We start from the raw sequence: 23,452 nt of genomic DNA, 5'->3' as shown, positions 1-23,452 counted from the left end.
GTCCCTGCGGTTGTGGCCCGCGTCGGGCGTCCGTAAGCCAGACGGGGCCGGGAGAGCACCTGCCCCCGGCCCCGCCCGTCCGCCTGTCTGCCGGCGAACGTCTCTACCGCTTGCGTGACTTGCGGGTCGCCCGCAGCCACTCGCGGTTCATGCTGGTGATCGACATCAGCGGAATCCCCTTCGGGCAGGCGGTCGCGCACTCACCGGTGAGCGTGCATCCGCCGAATCCCTCCGTGTCCATCTGGGCCACCATGTCCAGCACCCGGGTCTCCCGCTCGGGCGCGCCCTGGGGCAGCACACCCAGGTGGTTGACCTTGGCGGAGGTGAAGAGCATCGCCGCGCCGTTGGGGCAGGCGGCCACACAGGCGCCGCACCCGATGCACTCCGCGTGCTCGAAGGCGTAGTCGGCGTCCGCCTTCGGCACCGCGGTGGCGTGGGCCTCCGGCGCCGAGCCGGTGGGTGCGGTGACGTAGCCGCCGGCCTGGATGATCCGGTCGAACGCGGACCGGTCGACGACCAGGTCCTTGATCACCGGGAACGCGGCCGCCCGCCACGGTTCGACGTCGATCGTGTCGCCGTCCTCGAAGGACCGCATGTGCAGCTGGCAGGTGGTGGTGCGCTCGGGGCCGTGCGCGTCGCCGTTGATGACCAGGCTGCACGCGCCGCAGATGCCCTCGCGGCAGTCGTGGTCGAAGGCGACGGGCTCCTCGCCGGCGAGGATGAGACGCTCGTTGAGGACGTCCAGCATCTCCAGGAAGGACATGTCGGGCGAGATGCCGTCCACCTCGTACGTGGACATGGCGCCGTCGGCGTCGGCATGCTTCTGCCGCCAGACGCGCAGGGTGAGCTTCATGCGTAGCTCCGCTGGGTGGGGTGGACGTACTCGAAGACCAGGTCTTCCTTGTGCAGGGCCGGGGCGTCGCCGGTGCCGGTGAACTCCCAGGCCGCCGCGTAGGCGAACTCGTCGTCCCTGCGGGCCGCTTCGCCGTCCGGTGTCTGGGACTCCTCGCGGAAGTGGCCGCCGCAGGACTCGGCGCGGTGCAGCGCGTCGAGGCACATCAGCTCGGCGAGTTCGAGGTAGTCGACGACGCGGTTGGCCTTCTCCAGCGACTGGTTGAACTCCTCGCCGGTCCCGGGCACCTTGATGCGCCGCCAGAACTCCTCGCGGATCTGCGGGATGCGTTCCAGCGCCTTGCGCAGACCGGAGTCGGTGCGGGCCATGCCGCAGAACTCCCACATCAGTTCGCCGAGTTCGCGGTGGAAGGAGTCGGGGGTGCGGTCGCCGTCGACGGCGAGCAGGAGGTGGAGCCGGTCCTCGGTCTCGGCCAGCACCTCCTGGACGGCGGGGTGTTCGCCGGTCACCGGCTCCTGGTGCGGGTTGCGCGCCAGGTAGTCGTTGATGGTGGCCGGGAGAACGAAGTAGCCGTCGGCAAGGCCCTGCATCAGCGCGGAGGCCCCGAGCCGGTTGGCTCCGTGGTCGGAGAAGTTGGCCTCGCCGATCGCGAACAGGCCGGGGACGGTGGTCTGGAGGTCGTAGTCGACCCAGAGGCCGCCCATCGTGTAGTGCACGGCCGGGTAGATGCGCATCGGCACCTCGTAGGGATCCTCGTCGGTGATCCGCTGGTACATGTCGAAGAGGTTGCCGTACTTGGCCTCGACGGCCTTTCGGCCCATGCGCGCGACGGCGTCGGCGAAGTCCAGGTAGACGCCCTGTCCGCCGGGGCCGACGCCCCTGCCCTCGTCGCAGACGTTCTTCGCGGCGCGGGAGGCGATGTCGCGCGGGACCAGGTTGCCGAAGGAGGGGTAGATGCGCTCCAGGTAGTAGTCGCGCTCGTCCTCGGGGATGCGGTTCGGCGGCCGGGTGTCGCCCTGTGCCCTGGGCACCCAGATGCGGCCGTCGTTGCGCAGCGACTCGCTCATCAGGGTCAGCTTGGACTGGTGGTCGCCGGTGCGCGGGATGCAGGTGGGGTGGATCTGGGTGAAGCAGGGGTTGGCGAAGTACGCGCCGCGCCGGTGCGCGCGCCAGATCGCGGTCGCGTTGGAGTTCATGGCGTTGGTCGACAGGTAGAAGACGTTGCCGTAGCCGCCGGAGGCGAGGACGACGGCGTCCGCGAAGTAGGTGTCGATCCGGCCCGTGACCAGGTCGCGGGCGACGATGCCGCGCGCCTTCCCGTCGACGACGATCAGGTCGAGCATCTCGGTGCGCGGGTGCATCTCCACGTTCCCGGCGGCGATCTGCCGGGACAGCGCCTGGTAAGCGCCGAGGAGGAGTTGCTGGCCGGTCTGGCCGCGGGCGTAGAAGGTGCGGGAGACCTGGACGCCGCCGAAGGAGCGGGTGTCGAGCAGGCCGCCGTACTCGCGGGCGAAGGGGACGCCCTGCGCCACGCACTGGTCGATGATCTCGACGGAGATCTGTGCGAGGCGGTGCACGTTGGACTCGCGGGCGCGGAAGTCGCCGCCCTTGACGGTGTCGTAGAAGAGCCGGTGCACGGAGTCGCCGTCGTTGCGGTAGTTCTTCGCCGCGTTGATGCCTCCTTGCGCGGCGATGGAGTGGGCGCGGCGCGGGGAGTCCTGGTAGCAGAACTGGACCACGTGGTAGCCCTGTTCGGCGAGGGTGGCGCCGGCGGAGCCGCCGGCCAGGCCGGTGCCGACGACGATCACCGTGTGCTTGCGCCGGTTGGCGGGGTTGACCAGCTTGGCCTCGAAACGGCGCGTGTCCCAGCGCTCTTGGACGGGGCCGGCGGGGGCCTTGGTGTCGGTGACCGGTGCGCCGGTCGTGTAGTCGGTGTACTGCGGGGAAGCGGTCATGGTCAGCTCACCACTCCGGTCATGACGCCCACGGGTACGGCGATGAAGCCGGCCGTGAGCAGTAGTGCGAGGACGTTGGCGACGGTCTTCAGCGCGCGGTCGCGGGCACGGCTGCCGGCGCCGAGGGTCTGGGCGGCGCTCCAGAAGCCGTGCCGGATGTGCAGGCCGAGCGCGAGCATCGCGACGATGTAGACGGTGTCGCCGTACCAGGTGGAGAAGGTGTCCACCACGTTCTGGTAGGGGTGGCCCTCCTGGAAGCCGCCGGGGTGCACGGTGCCGGTGGTCAGGTCCAGGACGTGCCAGACGATGAACAGGCCGAGGATGATCCCGCCCCAGCGCATGGTGCGGGTGGCGTAGCTCGCGCGCGGCCTCTTGTGCACGTACTGGACGGGGCGTGCCCTGATGTCGCGGCGGCTGAGCTGGTAGGCGGAGGCCGCGTGGGCGATCACGGCGACGACGAGGACGACCCGGATGATCCAGAGGGTCCACTCGTAGTGCATGAACGGTTCGCCGACGGTGCGCAGCCACTGGGCGTAGTGGTTGAACTCGCCCGCCCCGAAGTAGATCTTCAGGTTTCCGATCATGTGCGCGACCAGGTAGAGCAGCATGACCAGACCGCTGACGGCCATCACCGTCTTCTTGCCGACGGAGCTGTCCCACATCGTGCGCGCCATGGACGACCGTCGGTCCGTCCGCGTTGCCAGAGCCATGGACAGGACGCTAGAGCCAGAGACGCTGATCGGTCCAAGACATGGTTCGCCTTGTTTCCATAGGCTCCGGCTATCCTGGAGGGGTGCAGTTCCAGCAGCTCCAGTACTTCGTGGCCGTCGCCGAGACCCGGCACTTCACCCGGGCCGCCGAGCTGGTCCACGTCGCCCAGCCGTCGCTGTCCCAGCAGATCAAGGCCCTGGAGCGGGAACTGGGCGCCGACCTGTTCCTGCGCGCCCGGGGCAACATCACCCTCACCGACGCGGGCGAGGCGCTGCTGCCGCTGGCGCGGCGCATCCTCGCCGACGCGGACACGGCCCGGCACGAGGTGCAGGAGCTGGCGCAGCTACGACGGGGTCGGGTCCGGCTGGGGGCGACGCCGAGTCTGTGCACGGGCCTGCTGCCGGACGTACTGCGGGCCTTCCACGACCGGTATCCGGGGATCCAGCTGATGATCGAGGAGGGCGGCTCGCACGACCTGGTGCGCGAGCTGGCGCGGGGCGCCCTGGACCTCGCCCTCGTCGTGCTGCCGCTGCCGCCGTCGGCGCCCGCGCTGACCACGGTGGAACTGCTCCGGGAGGATCTCGTGGTGGTGTCCTCGCCGGACGCCCCGGCGCCCGGACGGGGCGGGAAGGCGGTCGACATCACCGATCTGGAGGGCGAGCGGCTGGTGATGTTCCGGCACGGGTACGACCTGCGGGAGCTGACCGTGGCCGCGTGCCGCTCCGCCGGGTTCGAGCCGGACTTCGCGGTGGAGGGCGGCGAGATGGACGCGGTGCTGGGGTTCGTACGGGCGGGGCTCGGGGTCGCCGTCGTGCCGCGCATGGTCGCCACCGGGTCCGGGCGGCGGTTGCGGGTGACTCCGCTGGCCCGGCCGGGCCTGCACCGGACCATCGGGCTGGCGCACCGCAGCGACGTGGCTCCGCCCCGGGCCGCGAGGGAGCTGCAGCGCATGCTGCTGAAGCGCTGACGCTCGCCCGTCACCGCGACACCGGTCTCCGTCCGTCACGGAGACGCCGGGCCCGCAGCCGCCGTCGCCGAGCCACCCGCTCCGTCGCCGTCGCCGAGCCCCCGAAGAGCTTCCCCGGCGAACGGCACGTCACAGGTGGGCGGCGAGCACTCCCGCCACCGCCGCGCACCCCGGGTACCCCGTCGCGCGGTGGAAGTCGAACACGCCGACGGAGTGGGTGAGGTCGGCCGTGACCTGCTGGAACCCGGCGGGAACACCGCGCGGCGGAACGGCCACGATGTCCCCGGGGTCGCTCACGTTGACCTACCGCCGCACTCCCGGGGGCAGCCGCCTCGGCCCGGGGTACGGGAGCAGCCGGTCGTACACGATGTCCGTCCCCCAGGACAGCGGCGCGAGGTCCACATCGGTCACGACGTCCCAGGTGGCGCGGTCCCACGCGACCGGCCGGTAGGAGTTCTCGGGCCGCCGCACACAGGCGACCAGGAGGCCGTAGCGCTCCTCGTACGCCACGACGTCCGCCGAAACGCCCTCGCTCAGGGCGAGCCCCCGCACCAGGTGGCCGTCCTCGAGGTCCCAGGGGGCGCCGTCAGGAACGGGCGGACCCGGGCGGCTTCGCGGCCGGGGACACGTCACGGACGGGACACGTCACGGGCGGGGTACGTCACGAGCGGGGGCACGTCACGGGCGAGGGGGCGCCCGTGGCGGCCGGTCAGCCCGTCGCGTCGACGAGTGCCAGGTCGTGCAGCCGCTCGGGCGGGCCCGGGCGGGCGTAGTACCAGCCCTGGGCCGTGTCGCAGCCCAGGACGCGCAGCTGTTCGGCCTGGGCGCCCGTCTCCACGCCCTCGACGGTGACCGCGAGGTCGAGACTGTGGGCCAGGGAGACGATGCCCTCGACGATCTTGAGGTCGACGGGGTCGGCCGGGAACTGCTGCATGCCCCGGGTGAAGGAGCGGTCCAGCTTGAGGATGCTCACCGGGAGGCGGCGGAGGTTGGCGAGGTTGGAGTAGCCGGTGCCGAAGTCGTCGAGGGCGATGTCGACGCCCATGTCGGCGAGCCGGCGCAGGGGCTTGAGGAGGTCGTCGTCGGCCCCGATGAGGGCGGACTCGGTGACCTCCAGGCAGAGGGCGTCGGGGGTGACACCCGCGCATTCCAGGATGTCGACGGTGTCCTGGACCAGCCCGGGATGGGTGAGCTGGCAGGGCGAGAGGTTGACGTTGATGCGCAGCGGGCCGGCCGCCGACCCGAAGTCCTCGCGCATCCGCCAGGCGCGGGCCTGGCGGATGGACTCCTCCAGGACCCAGCGGCCGAGCGGCACGATCAGTCCGGTGTGCTCGGCGAGCGGGATGAACCGGTCGGGGCTGAGGACGCCGTGCTGCGGGTGCAGCCAGCGGACGAGCGCCTCGGCGCCGCGGACGCTGCCGTCGCCGAGGTGGACCAGCGGCTGGTACTCGATGAAGAACTCACCGCGTTCCAGCGCCGTCGGCAGGGCGGTGGTCAGGCCGTGGCGGGTGATCGCGCGGGCGTCGGCCTCGGGGTCCGCCATCTCCCACCGGTTGCCGCCCGCCGACTTGGCCCGGTACATGGTGATGTCCGCGCTGCGCAGGACCTCCGCCGCGGTGCGCTCGCCGGCCGTGCCCTCGACGATGCCGAGGCTGCCGCGTACCAGCAGGTCACGGCCGTCGATACTGATCGGGGTGACGAGCGCGTGCATGATGCGCTCGGCGAGTTCGTCGACCGCGCGCTCTGTGCCGGGCCCGGTGGTCAGGGCCACGAACTCGTCGCCGCCGAGCCGCGCGACCATCTCGCCGGGAGCGGTCGCGCAGGACTGCAGCCGGTCGGCGACCTCCACCAGCAGCCGGTCGCCGGCCGCGTGCCCGAGGCTGTCGTTGATGGTCTTGAAGCCGTCCAGGTCGAGGTAGCACAGGCCGAACCGCTGACCCTCGCCCGCCGCCAGGGCCTTCTCCAGACGCTCGAAGAACAGTGAACGGTTGGGCAGGCCGGTGAGGGCGTCGTGCGTGGCCTCGTAGCGCAGCCGCAGGTGCAGCAGGCGGCGCTCGGTGGTGTCCTCCATGAGGGCGAGCTGGTACTGCGGGTTGCCGTCGGCGTCGCGCAGCAGGGAGACCGTCAGGTTGGTCCACAGGACCGTGCCGTCGGGCCGGTTGAAGGCCTTCTCCACGTGGTAGTGGTCGCGCTCGCCGCGCACGAGTTCCTCGTACAGCTTCCAGGTCTGCGGCGCGTCCTCCGGATGCGTCCAGTCAAGGGTGCGGCGGGCGCGCAGGGTGGGCTCGGACAGCCCGAACATGCGCAGCAGCGCCCTGTTGACCTGGAGCACGTTGCCGTCGAGGTCGGCGATGCCGATCCCTATGGCCGCGCCCTCGAAGACCGCGCGGAAGCGGGCCTCGCTGGCGTGCAGCGCCTTCGCCACCACGCCCTGGGCCCGCAACGCGGCCTGGGCGATGGCCTCCTGCTCGGCGAGCGTACGCTCGCGCAGCGCCTCGGCGTACCCGGCGGCCATCGCGTGCTGCAACCGGGAGGAGCGCATGCGCAGTTCGTCCTGCGGGCCGTCCTCGCCGCAGTACAGGACCAGATAGGCGTCGACGCAGTCCAGGGTGCGGGTGAGCGCCTCGGGGTCGGTGCAGTGGGCCCCGACGAGGGCGGCGCCGACCGCCTTCGCCTCCTCGGCGTCGAAGCTGCGCGCGCGCAGCAGCGCGCTCAACCGGCGGGCGAGGGGCAGCAGTCGCTCCTCGAACTCCGGGCGGGTCAGCGACGTGGAGGTGACCGGGAAGACCGCCCGGCCCCAGATCGTCGTCAGCCTGCGCAGTCTGTCCTCCGGGCCGTCCGGCTCCGCGCTCACGCTGTGCGCCCCACGCCGGCGAATCCGGAGAAGGCGTACGGATCCTCGTCCTCCGGTGCCGTCTCCGGTCGCCAGCGCGGCATCGGCACCAGTCCGGGTTCCACCATGTCGTACCCCTCGAAGAACCGCGCGATCTCCTCGCGCGAACGCATGATCAGCGGGTTGCGAATGTCCTTGTATACGTCCACCGCGCCACCGGCCCGCTCCGCCGGCAACGGGATTCCCTCGTACGAGGCATGGGTGAGGATCAGCAGGCTGCCAGGCGCGAGCGCCGCGCTCAGTTCGGCCACCGCGCTGCGGGGGTCGTCCGCGTCTTCCACGAAGTGCAGTATGGCAACGAGCAGCAGGGCCACCGGACGGTTCAGGTCGATCAGCGCCTCCAGCCGGGGATCGGCGAGGATCTCGTGCGGCTTGCGCAGATCGGCGGCGATCACGTCCGCGTGCGGGTTGTCCGTCAGCACGGCCTGGCTGTGCGCCACGGCCACCGGGTCGTGGTCGACGTAGACGACCCGGGCATCCGGCACGGTGGCCTGGGCGATCTCGTGGACGTTGCCGAACGTGGGGATGCCGGAGCCGATGTCGAGGAACTGGGTGATGCCCTCCGCGGCCGCGAAGCGCACGGCCCGGCGCATGAACGCGCGGTTGGCCTGCATGATCTTCGGCAGGCCCGGCAGGAACTCCATCGCCTTGCGGGCCGCTTCCCGGTCGACCTCGAAGTTGTGCGAACCGCCCAGGTAGTAGTCGTAGATACGCGAGACGCTCGGCACAGAGATGTCGATGTTCCGTGGGGCCCAGGCGGGACGCTCCATGTATCTCTCCAGGCGTAGGCGACAGGGACAGGCGATCCGGTGTTCGAGCTGAGGCTACTGATCGCCCGCCAAAGGAGCGACCCGAACCGGAAATTGACCATCCGTTCCCGGTCACTGCCTGCGGCAAGTGCCCGTGCGACCCCGCTGGGTGACGGCCGGCGCGGGCCCGCTCGTCGCGCTCGTCGCGTCCCGCGCGGCAGGTCCTCCCTCACGACGTCCGGTGCGGCTGTTCGCGCTAGCGCGGCGCCATGGCCCGTACGACGAAAACGGTCCGCCCCCTCCGCGGGGTGCGGAGGGGGCGGACCTGTGGCCGGGTGCCGGGCGGGGCGGGGCGATCGGCCCTGGGGAGGGGGATCCTTACTTGCCCGGCGCGCCGACCGGCTTGCCGTCGGGCGAGACGGCGTACCAAGTGCCGCCCACACCCTGACCGTTGGTGTCCCCGGGCGTCTTGTCACCGGAGAAGGTGTAGATCGGCCAGCAGTTGACGGTCATCTGCTTGACCCCGTCGGGCCGGGTGAAGCCCATCAGCCCCTTCTTCTGCACGCCCTCGGTGTCCTCGGTCCTGACGGGGGCGACGGCGGGCCACTTCTCCAGGCAGGCGCCGGTGCAGTTGGAGACGGACTTCGGCCACGCCTTGTCCTTGAGGAAGCGGTAGACCGTCATGCCGTTCTTGTCGACGACGATGTCGCCCAGCTTGCCGTCCTTGCGCACGGACAGGCCGGGCACGGCGGAGAGGGAGGCCTTCTTGCCGTTGGGGGCGAGCGCGAACCACTTGCCGCCGACACCCTGGCCGTTGACGTCACCGGGGTTGGCGTCCTTGGCGTAGCGGTAGGCGGGCCAGCCGCCGACGGTCAGCTGCTTGGTGCCGTCGGTACGGGTGACCTCGCCGAGCAGCGCCTTGTCGATTCCGGCGCCGGCGGAGGCGTCGTCGGCGGGGACCGGCGGCCAGGTGGTGGCGCAGTCGCCGTCGCAGCTCGACTTGGGGGGATTGGCGGTGTCGCTGTCGAACCGGTACAGGGTCACACCCGCGCCGTCGGTGAGCACGCTGCCCAGGTCGGCGTTGCTGGCCACGGTCAGCTTGCCCGCGGGGGCCCGGGAGCCGGCGCCCTGGTTGCTGTCGGCGCCGTAGCCGTTGCCCGTGTCGGTGGCCGAGCTGCCGTAGCCGCCCGCGGCGGTGGTCGCCCCGACGTTCTGGGCCGCCGACGCAGGCGCCGCGGCGTTCTCCTGACCACACGCCGTCGTCAGTGCCAGCACCGAGACGGCCGTGGCCACCAGTGAGGCGGTCCGCCACGAGGTCTTCATCGTCAACTCCCCATATTCGCCTGGATATTGCAGCGCCCTGCCGCGCCGCCGCACGGCCATGGATACGGGGCCCGGGGACGGAGTGTTCAAACACGGCGTGATTTTTCCTTCCGGGCGCCGTTCGACCCCGGGGCGCTGTCTGTCGCACAGGCACCCGAACAAGCCACTCGCGACACTTCTGTACGTCAAACCACGGATCACGCTTTATCCCTCATTCGGACCAATCCCGGCTCACTGTGGAGTGAGAGTGCCCCGCGCGCCTCATGCTCTCCGACGTGCATGGACCCGAAGCGACCCGATGTGCCCCCGCCATACGGGTGTTGGCGCTGCTGGCACTGACCTGGACCCTGGTGGGCTGCCCGACCGGCAGCGCGTCGGCCGATGCCTGCGCGTACGCGTCGACGGGCTCGGGCGGCACGGTGGCGGTGGCCGTGGCCGGCGGTGGCCACGGGCATCTTCCGCACTGCCCGAGGCCCAAGCCGCCGCCCTGCCCGCCCACGCCGACACCCACCCCGCCCCCGCCTCCACCCCCGCCCCCGCCTCCACCCCCGCCGCCCCCTCCGCCGAAGCCGACGCCCAAGCCGACGCCCAGGCCACGGCCGACGCCGGCCCCGAAGCCGCCGCCGAAGCCGAAGCCGCCCGTCCGGCCCGCCCCTGCGCCGCCCGCGCCCCGGCCGGTCCCCCCGCCTCCTCCTCCGCCACCGCCCCCACCACCGCCACCTCCGGCACCGAAGCCGAAGCCGACCCCGCCGCCCAAGCCCACCCCGCGCCCCTCCGTGACCCCGGTGAGCTACCCCGCGTACCACCCCCGGCCCATCCCGCACCAGACGCCCTCCCCCACGTCACCCGTCACCTACGTCCTGCTCATCACCATTCCCGCGATCGTCGCCGTCGCGGCGCTGCGCCCGCGCTGACGCGTCGGCCGCTCTCACCTCCTGGAGGCATCAGTTGTCGGATTGGCTTGTTCTCGTCCTCGGGATGCTGGGGGCGTGTGCCGTGGTGGTCGTCATCACCGTCGTACGGTCCAAGCGGGCTCCCGAGGACGAGGATCCCAACGAGACGCCGGACGTCATCGAGTACATGACGATGTGGATCGGCGTGGTGTACGCCATCGTCCTGGGCCTGGCCATCGCCGGTGTGTGGGAGGCGCGCAGCGCCGCCCAGGACCATGTGCAGGCCGAGGCCCAGGCGCTGCACGAGATCTCGGCGCGGGTCCGGGTCTATCCGCCGGACGTGCGTGACCGTATCCGCGACGACATCGACACCTATGTCGGGTACGTCGTGGACACCGAGTGGAAGTCGATGACGGACCACGACCGGGTCACCGACCGCGGTGGGCAGCTCCTGGACCGTCTCCGCCAGGACGTCACCGACTACCAGCCGAAGAACGACTTCGAGGCGCAGGCCTACCAGCCGGTGCTGGACCAGATGGCCGCCGCCGACCAGGCGCGCAACGCGCGCGCGGACTCGACCGGGGCCACCATGCCGTCCGTGGTGTGGTGGGGGCTGCTGGCGGGGGCGGTCATCACCATCGGCATGGTCTTCGCGCTGCAGATCCGGCGCACCGCACGCGAGCTGATCCTCGCCGGGCTGTTCTCGGCGACCATCGCCTTCATGCTGTTCCTCATCTGGGACTTCGACGCCCCCTTCAGCCGGGGCATCGCGGCGACCGCGGGACCGTTCCTCGACCTGTTCCCGAACGTCAAGGGTTAGGGCCTGTCTTCCGGATCTTGCCGGGGTCGCGGGGCCTGGCACGCACTCCCCCAAGCTCTGCGAGCAGGGGGTACCCCCAGCGGCGTTGTCGTCACTCTCCCCCAAGCTCTCGGCTTCGCTCGAGCAGGGAGGGACCCCCATCGCGCCGCGTCGACTCCCTCCTCCGCCTGGCAGCCGCACGCACCAGACCCCGCTCGGGCCGGCCAGAAGGCACCGCAGACCGGAGCCGGCCTGATCCGGAAGAAAGACCCTAGTGCCGCGGGGCCCCGGCACGGCACAGGCCTTCGCCCCCGGTCCCGTGGGGGCCGGGGGCGAAGGCCTGCCGATGTGCGCCGGGTCCCGGGCTCTCCTGGCGGGGAGACCGGGACCGGGTCAGATCTCCCTCTCGTTGCGGCGGCGCAGCCAGAACGCGCCGCCCCCGAACACGGCCGAGGCCACGAGGCCGCCGCCGATGGCCATGTCGGTCCGGGTGGCCCCGGCGGTGCTGCTGCCGCCGAGGCCGCCCTGGACGCCGCCGAGCACGGTGAAGGCCCAGGAGCGCGTCAGGCTGCGACCGTTGCAGTTGACCGTGATGTCGTACCGGCCGGGACGGGTGTCGCGGTCGACGGTGACGTGGGCCCGCGAGAGGTCGTCGTCGACCGGTGTGAGCGGGGTGGTGCGGAAGGCGCGCGAGGACACCGTGCCTCCGTTGCAGCCCTCCACGGTGATGGTGAGCCGGCCACCGGCGGGTACCACGTTCGGCGTGACGATGATGTTGCGCACGTTGCCGTCGCCGTGACCGCCGAAATCGCCACCGCGGCCGAAGTTGTCGTTCCCCCGGCCGTTGTCGTTGCCCCTGCCGTTGTCGTTGCCCCTGCCGTTCTCGTTGCCCCTGCCATTGCCATTGCCGAAGTTGTCGTTGCCCCGGCAGTTCCCATTGAAGTTGCCGTTGCCGTTGCCGTTGAAATTGCCGTTCCCGTTCCCGTTGAAATTTCCGTTGCAGAAGTTTCCGTTCCCGTTGAAGTTGCCGTTGCCGCCGCCGATGATGACGCCGGCTCCGCCCGGGCCGATTCCGGTGCCACCGATTCCGGTGCCGCCGATCCCGGTGCCGCCGCCGATGACGGCGGTCCCGGAGTTCGGGCTGACCCCGTTGCCGGTGGATGGGCCGCCCCCGTTGCCCATTCCGTCCGCGACCGCCACGGGGGCGGCCAACCCGAGCATGGCGACCGCGGCGCACGCGGCCGCCAGGGCACGTTGGTTTCGCATGTGATCCTCCGCGGGAGGCACCCCGGGTCCCGTACCCGGGCGATCGGCGAGAAAGCACCTCCCAGCCAAACCCTCAGACCCCCGGAACACGCCCGCACGTCGAGAATGGTCCGTCCTGGTGATACGACCCCCTGCGGGATAACCACACAATCGGATGTTGCCGCAGGTCACGGACCGTCAGAAATTATCTCCGGACTGCAACTCGGATGGCCGACCGAAAGGCTGACGGGCCACCCGTTCGCCCGTGGGCCCGTCGCCCACCGGGCGCGGGGGACTTAGCGTTCTCCCATGCGTGCGGGACGTGGTGACGGCCGCGTCGAGAGGGGATGGCGAATGTCTGCGTCCGAGCCGGCCGAGTGGGCCGAAGAGGAGGAGCGGCGGCGAAGGCGCGCGCCCTGGGGCGTGATCGCGCTCGTTCTGCTGACCGGCCTGGCGCTCATCCGCAACGGTTCGGGAGAGTTCGACACCGGGCCGCCCCAGCCCGCGGCGGCCGCCGCGCCGGACACCCGGGCGACGCCGGACACCTTCGTCGCGGAGCCCGCGGCGCTGTCGTTCTCCCCCGCCGACCGGGTCCGCATCCCCGCGATCCGGGTCGACGCCCCCGTCATGTCCGTCGGCCTGGACGCGAACGGCTGGGTCGGCGCCCCGCCGCCCGAGAACCCCAACCTCGCGGGCTGGTTCACGGGCGCGGTCTCCCCCGGCGAGAAGGGCACCGCCGTGATCGTCGGCCACGTCGACAACCAGCAGGGCCCCGCCGTGTTCTACGGCCTCGGGGCGCTGAAGAAGGGGAACCGCGTCGAGGTCGTACGCAAGGACGGGAGGACCGCGGTGTTCGAGATCTACGGCATCGAGGTGTTCGAGAAGAGCAAGTTCCCCGGCGACCGCGTCTACGGCTCGAAGGGCACGCCGGAGCTGCGGGTGATCACCTGCGGCGGCGGTTTCTCGAAGCAGAACGGTTACGACGGCAACGTCGTCGTCTTCGCCCGCCTGGTCACGGTCGGTTGAGCCACCGCGACCAGGCGGCACGAGGCTCCTGAGGAGTCGTCGGCACGCTTCTCAGGCCACGCGGCGGCGCGGCACGGAGAAGCGGTAGCCGGAGTCGAGCAGATACGGCAGGTACTCACGGATCGCGCGCACGCTCTGCGTCCGGTCGCCTCCGGCGTCGTGGGAGAGCACCACGACGCCGGGGGCGGCGCCGCCCTCGACGCGGTCGACGATGGTGCCGGTGCCGGGGGTGGTCCAGTCGAGGCTGTCGACGGTCCAGGCCATCGGTTCCATGCCCATGTCGGCGCCCAGTTGGAAGGCGGTGCGGTTCCAGGCGCCGTAGGGGGCGCGGAACCACTGCGGGCGGTCCCCGTAGGCGTCCTCGATGGCGTCGCTGGTCCGCTCCATCTCCGAGCGGATCTCCTTGCGGCTCAGCTCGGTCAGCAGAGGGTGCGTCCAGGTGTGGTTGCCGACGACGTGCCCCTCGTCGGCCATCCGGGCCAGCAGCTCCCTGTTCTCGACGACGCACTCGCCGCACACGAAGAACATGGCCCGCACGCGGTACTTGGCGAGGGTCTCCAGGATGTGCGGGGTGTAGTCCGGATGCGGTCCGTCGTCGAAGGTCAGCATCATGTGCCGGCCGCTTCCGGAGATCCGCAGGATGGGTTCGTGACGCACCTTGGGTTTGTGGGGCTTGGCGCGCGGGGGGCCGTATCCGGTGAGCGGCTGGAGCCGGAAGGCGGACGACTTGAGCGTCTGGCGTGCCTGGGGGCCCGCGAGGACGGCGGCCCGCGCCGGTTTCTCCTCGTCCCCCGCCACGACGATCCCCGCGGTGGCCGCGGCTCCCAGAGCGGCGGAGCCGGCGAGCAGCAGCCGGCGCCGTGTGAACAACTGATCCTTCTGCATGACCCATCAGTCGCCCGGAGAGCGGTCGACGCCCCACAACTCAACCGGTGCGGCGGCGGGAATACACCCGGTCGGCGCAGCGCGGGTCCCTCTCGCAGCGGCTCAGGTCCCCCGGCGGCGGCACACGGCGGGTGTACCCGTCGGCGGGGGTCCGGTTCACCGGCCGGTGCGCCGGACCGTCGAGCGGGGAGCCGGACCGTCGAGCGGGGCCGGGCACTGAACGGAGCCGCCGCTTCCGATAGCCTCACGGCCGTGGCGGAACAGCACGAGCAGCACGAACAGCACGCGCACCGGTTCGAACGGGGCACGGACGGGCCGAAGGTCATCGTGGTCGGGGTGGACGGCTCCGACTCCTCGTTGCGCGCGGCCGCGTACGCGAGCGGTCTGGCCCGGCGTCAGAACGCACTGCTGGCGGTGGTGTACATCCAGCCGGTGCTGGCCGCGGGAGCGGCGTTCGGGGCGCCCGTGGCGGAGGTGACCGACGAGATCGCCGAGGACCTGATCGCGCAGATCCGGGCGGCGGCCGAACGGCTCAAGGGGATATACGAGGTGCGCTGGGAGTTCCACACCTTCCGCGGCGATCCCTACAACGGCCTGGTGCGGGCGGCCGAGGAACTGAAGGCGGACGCCGTGGTGGTGGGGGCGTCCGAGCAGGCGGGACACCGCATCATCGGCTCGGTGGCGATCCGGTTGGTGAAGGCGGGGCGGTGGCCGGTGACGGTCGTCCCGTAGCGGGCCCAGGCGGCAGCGGCGGGGCCGCGCCGCACCGGCGGGGCCTCGAGGAGCGGGCCCCGGCCCGGCCGGGCGACGCGGGCGCCGAGCGGGCCGCCGGGGCAGGGGACGGCGCGGGCGGGGCCGTACTGCCCGGACATGCGGCGTGGGCGGCCCGGGGGCCGGTCTGGACACGGCTGGGCGCCGGTCCGGTCAGGGGCGGGCGCCGCTCTGGTCAGGACGGGCCGGATCCGGGTGTGCGTGGCGTCTTCCGTCCGGGGCGGCCCTGAGCCATCATGATCGGCCGTCAGCCGTTTGCCATCGGTGAAGGGGTGAGGCGTATGGCCAAGATCCGTATGGGTGAGGGGATTCTCCGCCGCAAACCGATCGAGCACATCGAGGAGACCGAGGCCGGTGCGGGGGCGGAACTCGAACGGACGCTCGGGCTGTGGCAGCTCACCGCGATCGGCGTGGGCGGGATCATCGGGGCGGGCATCTTCACGCTGGCCGGCACGGTGGCCAACCAGACGGCCGGGCCCTCGGTACTGCTCTCGTTCCTGATCGCCGGTGTCGCGAGCGCCTGCGCGGCGCTGTCGTACGCCGAGTTCGCGGGGCTGATCCCGCAGGCGGGCTCGGCCTACACCTACGGGTACGCGGTGCTGGGCGAGTTCGCGGGCTGGTTCATCGGCTGGGACCTGCTGCTGGAGTACACCGCGATCGTGGCGGTGGTCGCCATCGGCATCTCCGGGTACTTCGGTTTCCTGGTCGAGGACATGGGCGCGAACCTGCCCGACTGGATGCAGGGCGCGCCCGGCACCGGATCGGGGCACCGGTTCGACCTGTTCGCGGCCGTGCTGTGTCTGCTGATCGCCTGGCTGCTCAACCGGGGCATGCGCAGCGCGGCCCGGTTCGAGACGTTCGTGGTCGCGCTGAAGGTGCTGGTGGTGCTGCTGGTGATCGGCGTGGGCGTCTACCACATCGACACCGGGAACTACCACCCCTTCTTCCCGTACGGCGTCGGGGGGACCTTCACCGGCGCGGCGACGGTGTTCTTCGCCGTGTTCGGGTACGACGCCATGTCGACGGCGGCGGAGGAGTCGAAGGACGCGCAGCGGCACATGCCGAAGGCGATCATCTACTCGCTGATCATCGCGATGGTGCTGTACGTGGCGGCCTGCCTGGTGCTGACGGGCATGCAGAGTTACGAGCACATCGACCCGGAGAGCGGTTTCTCGTCGGCGTTCAAGGCGGTCGGGCTGGGCGGGTTCGCGGACGTGGTCGCGGTGGGCGCGATCATCGGCATCCTCACCGTGATGTTCACGTTCATGCTGGGTGTGACGCGGGTGTGGTTCTCGATGGCGAGGGACGGGCTGCTGCCGAAGTGGTTCGCCAAGACGCACCCGACACGGCACGTGCCGACCCGGGTGACGTGGATCGTCGGGGTGGGGTCGGCGGCGATCGCCGGATTCGTGCCGATCGGCCAGGCGGCCGAACTGACGAACATCGGCATCCTGCTGGCGTTCGTGGTGGTGTGCGTGGCGGTGATCGCGCTGCGCCGCCGGCAGCCCGACCTGCCGCGCACCTTCCGCACGCCGTGGATGCCGTTCGTGCCCGCGCTGGGTGCCGTCTTCTCGATCTGGCTGATCACGTTCCTGACGTGGCAGACGTGGGTGCGGTTCGCCGTCTGGTTCGTGATCGGCTGCGTGATCTACTTCGGGTACTCCTACCGGCATTCGGCGCTGGGCGGGCGGCCGCCCGCCGAGTGATCACCGTCCCGCCACGAGGCCGCTCTCCGCGGCTCCCCGGCTGAGGACGACGTCCCGGACCCGGTCGCGCGCCGCGGTCAGTTCGGCGCCGCCGGCGATCGCCCGGCCGAGGTCGACGACGCGGCCGGCGTCGACGTCGTAGATCTGCGGCAGGAACTCGGCCCGGGTGACCTCCCAGCGGCCGCCGGGGCGGGCCGGCGCGGCGAACGTGAAGCGGCCGACCGTGGACTCGTCGCCGCGGGAGTCGCGGGCGCCGCCGGGGTTGGTCGTCTCGCCCGCGATCTGGTCGCCGAGTCCGTAGACCACCCAGGTTCCGTTGACCTTCTCGTACGCCTGCGGGACGTGGGTGTGGGTGCCGAGGATCAGGTCGACGTCCGGGCGGCCGGCGGTCTTCGAGGCCGTCAGGTCCTGGGCGAGGCTCAGCTGCCGCTGGTCGGGGGCGTCCTGCCAGGAGGTCCCCCACCGGATCGAGACGACCACCACGTCGGCGCCCGCCCGCCGGGCGGCCCGGGCGTCGGCGATCATCAGGTTCTCGTCGGTGTCGTAGGGGTACGACAGGTGCGCGACCTTCGCCGGGCCCGCGCGCAGCAGGGTGACCGTGCGGGCCTCGTCCTCGCTGCGGGCGGTCCCGGCGTGCCGCAGGCCGGCCTGGTCCATGGCGGACAGGGCGGCCCGGATCCCGTCGTCCAGGGAGCCGTCGGAGGCGGTGGAGCATCCGTCGTAGCCGGCCGCGGCCAGGTCCCACGCCAGCTGCGGCGGGGGCGTGAGGGCCGGCTGGGCGGAGAGCGTCTCCAGATGGCACAGCGCCAGGTCGGCCCGGGCGACGACCGGCTGGACCGCGGCGAGCATCGGGCGGAAGTCGTAGCCGTTGCCTCCGGCGTCGTAGTTCGCCCGTTCCAGGACGGAGGTGTGCGGAAGGATGTCGCCGGAGGCGACGAGGGTGAAGCCGCGGGCGGCGGGCGGCGCCGGGTGCGCGGTGGCGGCAGGCTCCTTCCGCTCCTGGTTCTGGCAGGCGGCGGCCGCCGCCAGGAGGGCGGTCAGCGCCAGAGCCACCTGGTGACGGCGTCCGATCATCCTGCGTCCGATCATCTGCTCACCCCTGAGTTGTCGTATTGCCTGAGTTGTCGTATTGGCAGACAAAGTTGTGACAGGCATATGGGTACGAAACTGGCTCGCGGCGCAAACAGTCCCGGCGCCCTCATTAGCCCATCCGGTGCCGGACCCACACGGTCATGGACCTTCCGGCCGTCCGCCGGCCGACCGCCGGCCGACCGTTCACCGCCCCGATCGACCGCCCGTCGCACAGCCGGGTACGGCCCCTGTCCCCCGGCTCCGGCCTGCGCTGCCATACGGGACATGACGGCCGCAACCACGACTGCCCACGGGACCACGACCGCCGAGCACGAGCTGGCCGCACTCCAGCGCGAGCACGGCCGGCCACTCTTCGCGCTGCTGCTCCGGTTGAGTGACGGTGACCGGCAGCGCGCCGAGGATCTCGTGCAGGAGACCCTGGTGCGGGCCTGGCAGCATCCCGAGGCCCTGCACGCCGAGGACTTCGACTCCGTCCGCCCCTGGCTGCTGACCGTCGCCCGGCGCCTCGCGATCGACGCCCGGCGGGCGCGGCGGGCCCGGCCGCCCGAGGTCGGGGACGAGGTGCCGGAGGACGCGCGGGTGACCGCGGACCACGCCGAGCGGGCCGTCGCCACGCTCGACGTCCGCGAGGCCGTGAAGACCCTCACGCCGGAACACCGTGACGTGCTCGTACTCGTGTACTTCCGCGGGGCCAGCGTGGCGGAAGCGGCACATACCCTCGGAATTCCACCGGGTACCGTGAAGTCCCGCGCGTACTACGCGCTGCGTGCCCTGCGCCGGGTTCTTCCGGGATACGCGACCGATCCGCGTTGAAACCGGCTGCCGGGTCAAGGCTCGGCAAAGCGCCTTGCCGCCAACCCCGTCCGGGCAGTCAGCTGTCCTCATCCGTGTTTCCGGGCGGGGTCAGGTTCGGGCGACGCGCACGCACCGGAGGAGGGCGGGACGGGATGCTGCACAGAGGGCACGAGAGCACGGGCGACACCGGCGGTGGTGAACTGGCCGTACCGATGGCCTGGTTGTACGCCGAGTACATCGCCGACGAGCTGCTGCGCACCGGCGACCTGATGCCGCCGACGTCCTTCGAGTTCCGGGCGGGCCGGGACGCGCTGGCGCTGACCGTCTTCCTCTCCGACACCGAGGGCGAACTCTCCTGCGTCCGGGTGGTCTCGCAGCTGGAGACATGGATGTCGCTGACGGCGTACGACCAGCCGTGGCAGGACTGGGTGCGGGACCGGCTGACCGAGCTGACGGCCGAGGCGGTCCGGTCGGGCGCACCCTCGCCGGACCTGGCGCTGGCGGGGGACGCGTGGCGCTGGCTGGAGGAGACCGAGCTGCTCGCGCCCGATCTGGACGCGGTGCCGGGCTGCGGTTCGGTGCCCGGGGAGGACGACGGGCCCAAGGTGTGGACGCCGGCGTGGCAGCTCGGACTGCCGCTCGGGCACCTCGCCATCCATCTGTTCTGACGCCTCGCGGTCCGCCGTTCCGGCACCTCGCCGTCCACCGTTCCGACGCCTCGCCGTCGCCCGTTCCGGCCTCTGACCCGGCGTCGGACACGGCACCTGACACGACACCGGGCACGGCGCCGAACACCGCCCCGGACGCAGCCCTGGACCCGGCCCCGGACCCCCGGCGAGAGCCCCCGAAACTTTCTGGAAATCGCACCAATCCGCGGCCCGGACCGCTCCGAATCCCTTGGCCGTGATTTCCGTGCGTGGCTTGAGTGATTCGGCCGTCCCCTGCGTACCGGTGGGTGCAACGAGTAACCCCACCCGCACCCATAGGCACGAGGATTCGGCATGAGGTCCCTGGAAAGGCATCGCGACGTCGGCGCGTACGCGCTCGGCGTGCTGGACGAGGCGGAGGCCTTCCGCTTCGAGGACCACCTCATGGAGTGCCCGCAGTGCACGGCACACGTGACCGGATTCGGCCCCACGGCACGGCAGTTGATGCTGTACCGGCAGGCCACGCCGCGTTTCGTGCCGGCCCTGACCCAGCCCGGCCCCCGGCTGCTGGACCGGCTGCTCGACGGGATCGCCCACCGCGACCGGGCGCGCCGCCGCCGCTTCCTGTACGGCCTGGCCGCCTCCGTGGTGCTGGCCGTGGCCGGTCCCGGGGTGCTGTTCTACGCCGGGCAGAGCCGGACCGCCCCGGGGATCACCGCGGCGACGGACGCGCGGACCGGGGTGTGGGCACAGGTCACCGCCGAGGACGAGGAGTGGGGCAGCGCACTGGGCCTCAGCGTGAAGGACGCCTCCGGACCGCACTCCTGCCGGCTGGTGGTCGTCGGGCAGGACGGCTCGGAACAGGTCGTCGGCGGCTGGGACATCGGCACGCACGACACCGGCACGACCACGGCCACGGCCGGTTCGTGGCTGCACCCGGACGAGATCGCCCGCTACGAGGTGCGCACCTCGGACGGACAGCGGCTGGTGACGCTGCGGGCGCGGTAGCCACACCGGGACAACGGCGGCGGAGCCCCCGGGACCGCCCAGGCCGGGGCAGGGCTCACTTCAGCAGCCGGGACATCCGGCGGTCAGCGAGCGGCTTGCCGCCGGTCTGGCAGGTGGGGCAGTACTGGAGCGAGGAGTCGCTGAAGGAGACCTCGCGGACGGTGTCGCCGCACACCGGGCACGGTTCACCCGTACGGCCGTGGACGCGCAGGCCGCTCTTCTTCTCCGCCTTCAGGCGGCCCGCCGCGAGGCCCCGGGAGCGCTCGACCGCCTCGGTGAGGGTGGAGCGCAGCGCCGCGTAGAGCGACGCGGTCTCCTCGGGGGTCAGGGACGCGGCGAGCTTGTACGGGGACATCTTCGCGGCGTGCAGGATCTCGTCGCTGTAGGCGTTGCCGACCCCCGCGATCAGGGACTGGTCGCGCAGCGCGCCCTTCAGCCGACGTCTCTCCTCCTTGAGCAGGGCGGCGAAGCGGGCCTCGTCGAACGCGGGTGCCAGCGGGTCGGGCCCGAGGCGGGCGATGCCGGGAACCTCCCCCGGGTCGTGGACGACGTACACCGCGAGGCGCTTCTGCGTGCCCGCCTCGGTGAGGTCGAAGCCCTCGCCGGTCTCCAGGGCCACGCGCAGCGCCAGCGGGCCCTTGCCGGGATGCGGCGGGCCGTCCGGGAGGCGGTCCCGCCACTGGAGCCAGCCGGCGCGGGCCAGGTGGGTCACCAGATGCGGGCCGCCGTCCGTCTCCAGACCGAGGAACTTGCCGTACCGGTGCACGGCGGCGACCTCGCCGCCCTCCAAGGCGGTGAGGGGAGGGTCGTAGGTCTTCAGGACGCTGACGGCGACCGGCAGCACCCGCGCCACCCGGCGTCCGACCAGGTGCTCGGCGAGGAAGTCCTTCAGCGCTTCCACCTCGGGCAGTTCCGGCATACGTCCAGAGTGCCATCCGCCACCGACAGGGCCACACGAGCCGCCGTCCCCACGCTCCCGGGAACCCGCCTCAGGTGTGGTCCCCGGCGACGTCCCCGGCGGCGCGCTCCGAGTCCGGTGGCACCCGGAACTCGCACCACACGGCCTTGCCGCCGCCGCGCGCCTCGACGCCCCACGCGTCGGCGAGCCGGTCGACGAGGAGCAGCCCGCGTCCCGAGACCCCGTCCGCCCTCGCCTCACGGCGGCGCGGCAGGGCACTGGAGGAGTCCTCCACCTCGATGCGCACGCGGCGGTCGCCGCCCTCCAGGAGCCGCAGGGTGACGGCGGCGGCGCTTTCGGTGTGCATCAGCACGTTGGTGACCAGTTCGTCGGTGACCAGTTCGATGTCGTCGGCCCGGCTCCCGGCGTGCCACGCGCGCACCGCGGCCCGGATGAGGTGGCGGGTCCGGGAGAGCGCCTCTGGATCGCCGGGGGCCACGTGACTGCGCAGCCGGCCGCCGGCCCGCGGCGACTCGGGACCGCCGCGGCGCAGCAGGAGCAGGGCGACGTCGTCGTCGCCACCGCGCTGCTCGGCCGCCTCGATCAGCCGGTCGGCGAGGCCCTGCACGTCGTCCCGCGGGCTGCCGACCACGAGCGCGGCCAGGTCGCGCATGCCGTCGTCGAGGTCGGCGCCGGGCTCCTCGACGAGCCCGTCGGTGCACAGCAGCAGGGTGTCGCCGGTCTCGAGCTCCAGGGTGGTGACGGGGTACTCCAGCCGGCCGAACTCCGCGGACAGGCCGAGCGGCAGCCCGCCCTCGACCGGCACCCGACGGCAGCTGCCGTCGGAGTCGCGGACGAGCGGGTCGAGGTGCCCGGCGCGGACCACCTGGACGATGCCGGTGGACAGGTCGGCCTGCGCGTACAGGCAGGTGGCGAAGCGGTCGGTGTCGAGATCGCGCAGGAAGACGGAGGCGCGGACCATCACGGTGGCCGGAGGGTGCCCCTCGGCGGCGTAGGCGCGCAGCACGATCCGCAGCTGGCCCATCACGGCCGCCGCGTGCGTGTCGTGGCCCTGGACGTCCCCGATGACCGCGCCGACCTGGCCTCCGGGCAGCGGGATCAGGTCGTACCAGTCGCCGCCGATGTCCCGGCCGAGGGCCGCCGAACGGTAGCGTACGGCCACCTCGGCGCCGGGGACGCTGGGGATGGTGCGGGGCAGCATCGCCTGCTGGAGACCCTGGGCGAGGTCCTTCTCCTGCTCGTACAGCATGGCCCGCTGCAGGCTCTGCGCGATGCTGCCGCCGAGCGCGACCAGCACGGCCCGCTCCTCGGCCGAGAAGCCGCGCCGGTCGTTATAGAGCAGCCCGATGGCGCCGATGGGGCGGGCTTGGGCGATCAGCGGCAGGTAGGCGGCGGAGGTGATGTGCAGGTCGGTGATCTCCCGCCAGAGGTCGGGGTAGCAGTCGGCGAACTCCTCGGGGGACTCGATGAAGCGCGGGGCGAGCGTGCGGACGACCTCGCTCATCGGGTACGGCTCGTCGATCCGGGTGACGCCGGTGCCGGGCACGAAGCTGCCGGCGGGGCCCTCCGCCACGAGCCGGATCCGTCCGGCCTCCACCAGGCCCATGACCAGGCTGGCCGCGCCCACGTGGCGGATGCCGTGGGTGTCCTTGAGGACGTCGATGACGTCCTGGACGCTGCGCGCGTGGGCGAGGGCGGCGGAGACGACCTGGACGACGTTGGTCTGCCTGCGGAAGGCGTCGTCCTGCGCGGTCCGTGCGCTGCGCGCGCCACTGTCGGCGAGCTCCTGGGTGGCGTCGCGGACGATGCCGACGATCCGGCGCGGCCGGCCGGTCTCGTCGCGCCGGATGTAGCCCTGGGTGTGGGTCCAGCGCCAGGTGCCGTCGCGGCGGCGGATGCGGAAGTAGGCGCCGTAGTTCTCCCGGCCCTCCTTGATGGCCCGCGCCACCACCGCGTCCAGCCGGGCGCCCTCGGGCTGCGGCACGCGCATCGCCAGGGACTCGGGCCGGCCGTCGAATTCGCCGGGGAGCAGGTCGAAGACCTCGTGGGCCTGGGCGTCCATGTGGAACAGGCCCGCGTCCAGGTCCCAGTCGAAGCTGCCCATGCGGTTGAGCGCCAGGATGGGATCCGGGTGGGCGGGCCAGTCCTCCGGCAGTGACGGGGCGCTCGCTCCCCGTTCGACCATGGGGCCACCTTGCCAGTATTTGTCCGATTC

The 23,452-nt window shown here is 72.0% G+C and carries 22 protein-coding genes; 9 read left to right on the top strand and 13 right to left on the bottom strand.

The features are described from left to right. Positions 1–103: 103 nt before the first annotated feature. The 3 genes from OIB37_RS32215 to OIB37_RS32205 are packed head-to-tail and all read right to left on the bottom strand — an operon-like array spanning position 104 to position 3,482. Positions 104–853, bottom strand: a complete 750-nt coding sequence (locus OIB37_RS32215) for a succinate dehydrogenase/fumarate reductase iron-sulfur subunit (protein WP_330461126.1) — start codon at positions 851–853, stop codon at positions 104–106. Beyond that, complete coding sequence (locus OIB37_RS32210) at positions 850–2,808, bottom strand: fumarate reductase/succinate dehydrogenase flavoprotein subunit (RefSeq protein ID WP_330461125.1); 1,959 nt, start codon at positions 2,806–2,808, stop codon at positions 850–852. Before OIB37_RS32210 ends, OIB37_RS32215 begins: the two co-directional genes overlap by 4 nt. A 2-nt stretch (positions 2,809–2,810) precedes the next feature. Further along, positions 2,811–3,482, bottom strand: coding sequence for a succinate dehydrogenase (locus OIB37_RS32205; protein WP_330462053.1), 672 nt, complete (start codon positions 3,480–3,482; stop codon positions 2,811–2,813). Between the two features lie 119 nt (positions 3,483–3,601). Between OIB37_RS32205 and OIB37_RS32200 the strand changes: the two genes are divergently transcribed. After that, positions 3,602–4,486 carry a LysR family transcriptional regulator gene (locus OIB37_RS32200; RefSeq protein ID WP_330461124.1) on the top strand — a complete coding sequence of 295 codons (885 nt, stop codon included), beginning with the start codon at positions 3,602–3,604 and terminating at the stop codon, positions 4,484–4,486. Positions 4,487–4,615: 129 nt separating this feature from the next. Here OIB37_RS32200 and OIB37_RS32195 read toward each other — a convergent pair whose 3' ends face one another. From OIB37_RS32195 to OIB37_RS32175, 5 genes are all read right to left on the bottom strand, one after another. Next, the gene (locus OIB37_RS32195; RefSeq protein ID WP_330461123.1) at positions 4,616–4,783 is read right to left on the bottom strand and encodes a hypothetical protein; all 168 of its coding nucleotides are present in this window, start codon (positions 4,781–4,783) and stop codon (positions 4,616–4,618) included. A gap of 6 nt (positions 4,784–4,789) precedes the next feature. Next, complete coding sequence (locus OIB37_RS32190; RefSeq protein ID WP_330461122.1) at positions 4,790–5,038, bottom strand: hypothetical protein; 249 nt, start codon at positions 5,036–5,038, stop codon at positions 4,790–4,792. Between the two features lie 157 nt (positions 5,039–5,195). Continuing rightward, positions 5,196–7,340, bottom strand: a complete 2,145-nt coding sequence (locus tag OIB37_RS32185; protein WP_330461121.1) for a putative bifunctional diguanylate cyclase/phosphodiesterase — start codon at positions 7,338–7,340, stop codon at positions 5,196–5,198. After that, positions 7,337–8,149, bottom strand: a complete 813-nt coding sequence (locus tag OIB37_RS32180) for an SAM-dependent methyltransferase (protein ID WP_330461120.1) — start codon at positions 8,147–8,149, stop codon at positions 7,337–7,339. Before OIB37_RS32180 ends, OIB37_RS32185 begins: the two co-directional genes overlap by 4 nt. Positions 8,150–8,506: 357 nt before the next feature. After that, entirely contained in the window at positions 8,507–9,451 is a 945-nt protein-coding gene (locus tag OIB37_RS32175; RefSeq protein WP_330461119.1) for an SCO0930 family lipoprotein, read from the bottom strand. 785 nt (positions 9,452–10,236) lie between these two features. Here OIB37_RS32175 and OIB37_RS32170 point away from each other — a divergent pair. Next, positions 10,237–10,365 carry a hypothetical protein gene (locus OIB37_RS32170; protein ID WP_330461118.1) on the top strand — a complete coding sequence of 43 codons (129 nt, stop codon included), beginning with the start codon at positions 10,237–10,239 and terminating at the stop codon, positions 10,363–10,365. Between the two features lie 34 nt (positions 10,366–10,399). Further along, complete coding sequence (locus tag OIB37_RS32165; RefSeq protein ID WP_330461117.1) at positions 10,400–11,164, top strand: bestrophin-like domain; 765 nt, start codon at positions 10,400–10,402, stop codon at positions 11,162–11,164. A 372-nt stretch (positions 11,165–11,536) separates the two neighbouring features. Here the strand turns inward: OIB37_RS32165 and OIB37_RS32160 are convergent, their stop codons facing one another. Further along, positions 11,537–12,409: a hypothetical protein gene (locus OIB37_RS32160; RefSeq protein ID WP_330461116.1), complete on the bottom strand. Its 873-nt coding sequence runs from the start codon at positions 12,407–12,409 to the stop codon at positions 11,537–11,539. A 333-nt stretch (positions 12,410–12,742) separates the two neighbouring features. Here OIB37_RS32160 and OIB37_RS32155 point away from each other — a divergent pair, with 333 nt between their 5' ends. Next, the gene (locus tag OIB37_RS32155) at positions 12,743–13,414 is read left to right on the top strand and encodes a class F sortase (protein WP_330461115.1); all 672 of its coding nucleotides are present in this window, start codon (positions 12,743–12,745) and stop codon (positions 13,412–13,414) included. A 51-nt stretch (positions 13,415–13,465) separates the two neighbouring features. On the opposite strand, the gene OIB37_RS32150 is transcribed toward OIB37_RS32155, so the two are convergent. Continuing rightward, complete coding sequence (locus OIB37_RS32150) at positions 13,466–14,299, bottom strand: polysaccharide deacetylase family protein (RefSeq protein ID WP_330461114.1); 834 nt, start codon at positions 14,297–14,299, stop codon at positions 13,466–13,468. Positions 14,300–14,551: 252 nt separating this feature from the next. On the opposite strand from OIB37_RS32150, the gene OIB37_RS32145 reads away from it, so the two are divergent. Together OIB37_RS32145 and OIB37_RS32140 are read left to right on the top strand one after the other, a co-directional pair. After that, positions 14,552–15,031, top strand: a complete 480-nt coding sequence (locus OIB37_RS32145) for a universal stress protein (RefSeq protein WP_330461113.1) — start codon at positions 14,552–14,554, stop codon at positions 15,029–15,031. Between the two features lie 320 nt (positions 15,032–15,351). Then, positions 15,352–16,776 (top strand): amino acid permease, encoded by a 1,425-nt coding sequence (locus tag OIB37_RS32140; RefSeq protein ID WP_330461112.1) that lies wholly within the window; start codon positions 15,352–15,354, stop codon positions 16,774–16,776. Here the strand turns inward: OIB37_RS32140 and OIB37_RS32135 are convergent, their stop codons facing one another. Next, a complete protein-coding gene (locus OIB37_RS32135; protein ID WP_330462052.1) occupies positions 16,777–17,850 on the bottom strand; it encodes a CapA family protein in 1,074 nt (357 codons plus the stop codon). It abuts the gene before it with no gap. A 282-nt stretch (positions 17,851–18,132) separates the two neighbouring features. Between OIB37_RS32135 and OIB37_RS32130 the strand changes: the two genes are divergently transcribed. From OIB37_RS32130 to OIB37_RS32120, 3 genes are all read left to right on the top strand, one after another. Beyond that, positions 18,133–18,681 (top strand): sigma-70 family RNA polymerase sigma factor, encoded by a 549-nt coding sequence (locus tag OIB37_RS32130; protein WP_330461111.1) that lies wholly within the window; start codon positions 18,133–18,135, stop codon positions 18,679–18,681. Between the two features lie 134 nt (positions 18,682–18,815). Beyond that, positions 18,816–19,331 (top strand): hypothetical protein, encoded by a 516-nt coding sequence (locus tag OIB37_RS32125; RefSeq protein WP_330461110.1) that lies wholly within the window; start codon positions 18,816–18,818, stop codon positions 19,329–19,331. 333 nt (positions 19,332–19,664) lie between these two features. Beyond that, the gene (locus OIB37_RS32120; RefSeq protein ID WP_330461109.1) at positions 19,665–20,318 is read left to right on the top strand and encodes a zf-HC2 domain-containing protein; all 654 of its coding nucleotides are present in this window, start codon (positions 19,665–19,667) and stop codon (positions 20,316–20,318) included. 55 nt (positions 20,319–20,373) lie between these two features. Here OIB37_RS32120 and OIB37_RS32115 read toward each other — a convergent pair whose 3' ends face one another. Then, positions 20,374–21,237, bottom strand: a complete 864-nt coding sequence (locus tag OIB37_RS32115; protein ID WP_330461108.1) for an Fpg/Nei family DNA glycosylase — start codon at positions 21,235–21,237, stop codon at positions 20,374–20,376. Between the two features lie 70 nt (positions 21,238–21,307). Then, on the bottom strand, positions 21,308–23,422 hold the full coding sequence (locus tag OIB37_RS32110; RefSeq protein ID WP_330461107.1) for a SpoIIE family protein phosphatase: 2,115 nt from the start codon (positions 23,420–23,422) through the stop codon (positions 21,308–21,310). Between the last annotated feature and the right edge of the window lie 30 nt (positions 23,423–23,452).

It is taken from the genome of Streptomyces sp. NBC_00820 (genome assembly GCF_036347055.1).
Taxonomy (GTDB): domain Bacteria; phylum Actinomycetota; class Actinomycetes; order Streptomycetales; family Streptomycetaceae; genus Streptomyces.
Note: the sequence above shows the minus strand (reverse complement) of the source record. Positions and strands in the feature narration are given on the sequence as shown.

Excerpts from the sequence above, each read along its gene's own strand:
- OIB37_RS32215 (WP_330461126.1), bottom strand. The coding sequence starts at position 853 with ATGAAGCTCACCCTGCGCGTCTGGCGGCAGAAGCATGCCGACGCCGAC.
- OIB37_RS32210 (WP_330461125.1), bottom strand. The coding sequence starts at position 2,808 with ATGACCGCTTCCCCGCAGTACACCGACTACACGACCGGCGCACCGGTC.
- OIB37_RS32205 (WP_330462053.1), bottom strand. The coding sequence starts at position 3,482 with ATGGCGCGCACGATGTGGGACAGCTCCGTCGGCAAGAAGACGGTGATG.
- OIB37_RS32180 (WP_330461120.1), bottom strand. The coding sequence starts at position 8,149 with ATGGAGCGTCCCGCCTGGGCCCCACGGAACATCGACATCTCTGTGCCG.
- OIB37_RS32175 (WP_330461119.1), bottom strand. The coding sequence starts at position 9,451 with ATGAAGACCTCGTGGCGGACCGCCTCACTGGTGGCCACGGCCGTCTCG.
- OIB37_RS32160 (WP_330461116.1), bottom strand. The coding sequence starts at position 12,409 with ATGCGAAACCAACGTGCCCTGGCGGCCGCGTGCGCCGCGGTCGCCATG.
- OIB37_RS32155 (WP_330461115.1), top strand. The coding sequence starts at position 12,743 with ATGTCTGCGTCCGAGCCGGCCGAGTGGGCCGAAGAGGAGGAGCGGCGG.
- OIB37_RS32150 (WP_330461114.1), bottom strand. The coding sequence starts at position 14,299 with ATGCAGAAGGATCAGTTGTTCACACGGCGCCGGCTGCTGCTCGCCGGC.
- OIB37_RS32140 (WP_330461112.1), top strand. The coding sequence starts at position 15,352 with ATGGCCAAGATCCGTATGGGTGAGGGGATTCTCCGCCGCAAACCGATC.
- OIB37_RS32135 (WP_330462052.1), bottom strand. The coding sequence starts at position 17,850 with ATGATCGGACGCCGTCACCAGGTGGCTCTGGCGCTGACCGCCCTCCTG.
- OIB37_RS32130 (WP_330461111.1), top strand. The coding sequence starts at position 18,133 with ATGACGGCCGCAACCACGACTGCCCACGGGACCACGACCGCCGAGCAC.
- OIB37_RS32125 (WP_330461110.1), top strand. The coding sequence starts at position 18,816 with ATGCTGCACAGAGGGCACGAGAGCACGGGCGACACCGGCGGTGGTGAA.
- OIB37_RS32120 (WP_330461109.1), top strand. The coding sequence starts at position 19,665 with ATGAGGTCCCTGGAAAGGCATCGCGACGTCGGCGCGTACGCGCTCGGC.
- OIB37_RS32115 (WP_330461108.1), bottom strand. The coding sequence starts at position 21,237 with ATGCCGGAACTGCCCGAGGTGGAAGCGCTGAAGGACTTCCTCGCCGAG.
- OIB37_RS32110 (WP_330461107.1), bottom strand. The coding sequence starts at position 23,422 with ATGGTCGAACGGGGAGCGAGCGCCCCGTCACTGCCGGAGGACTGGCCC.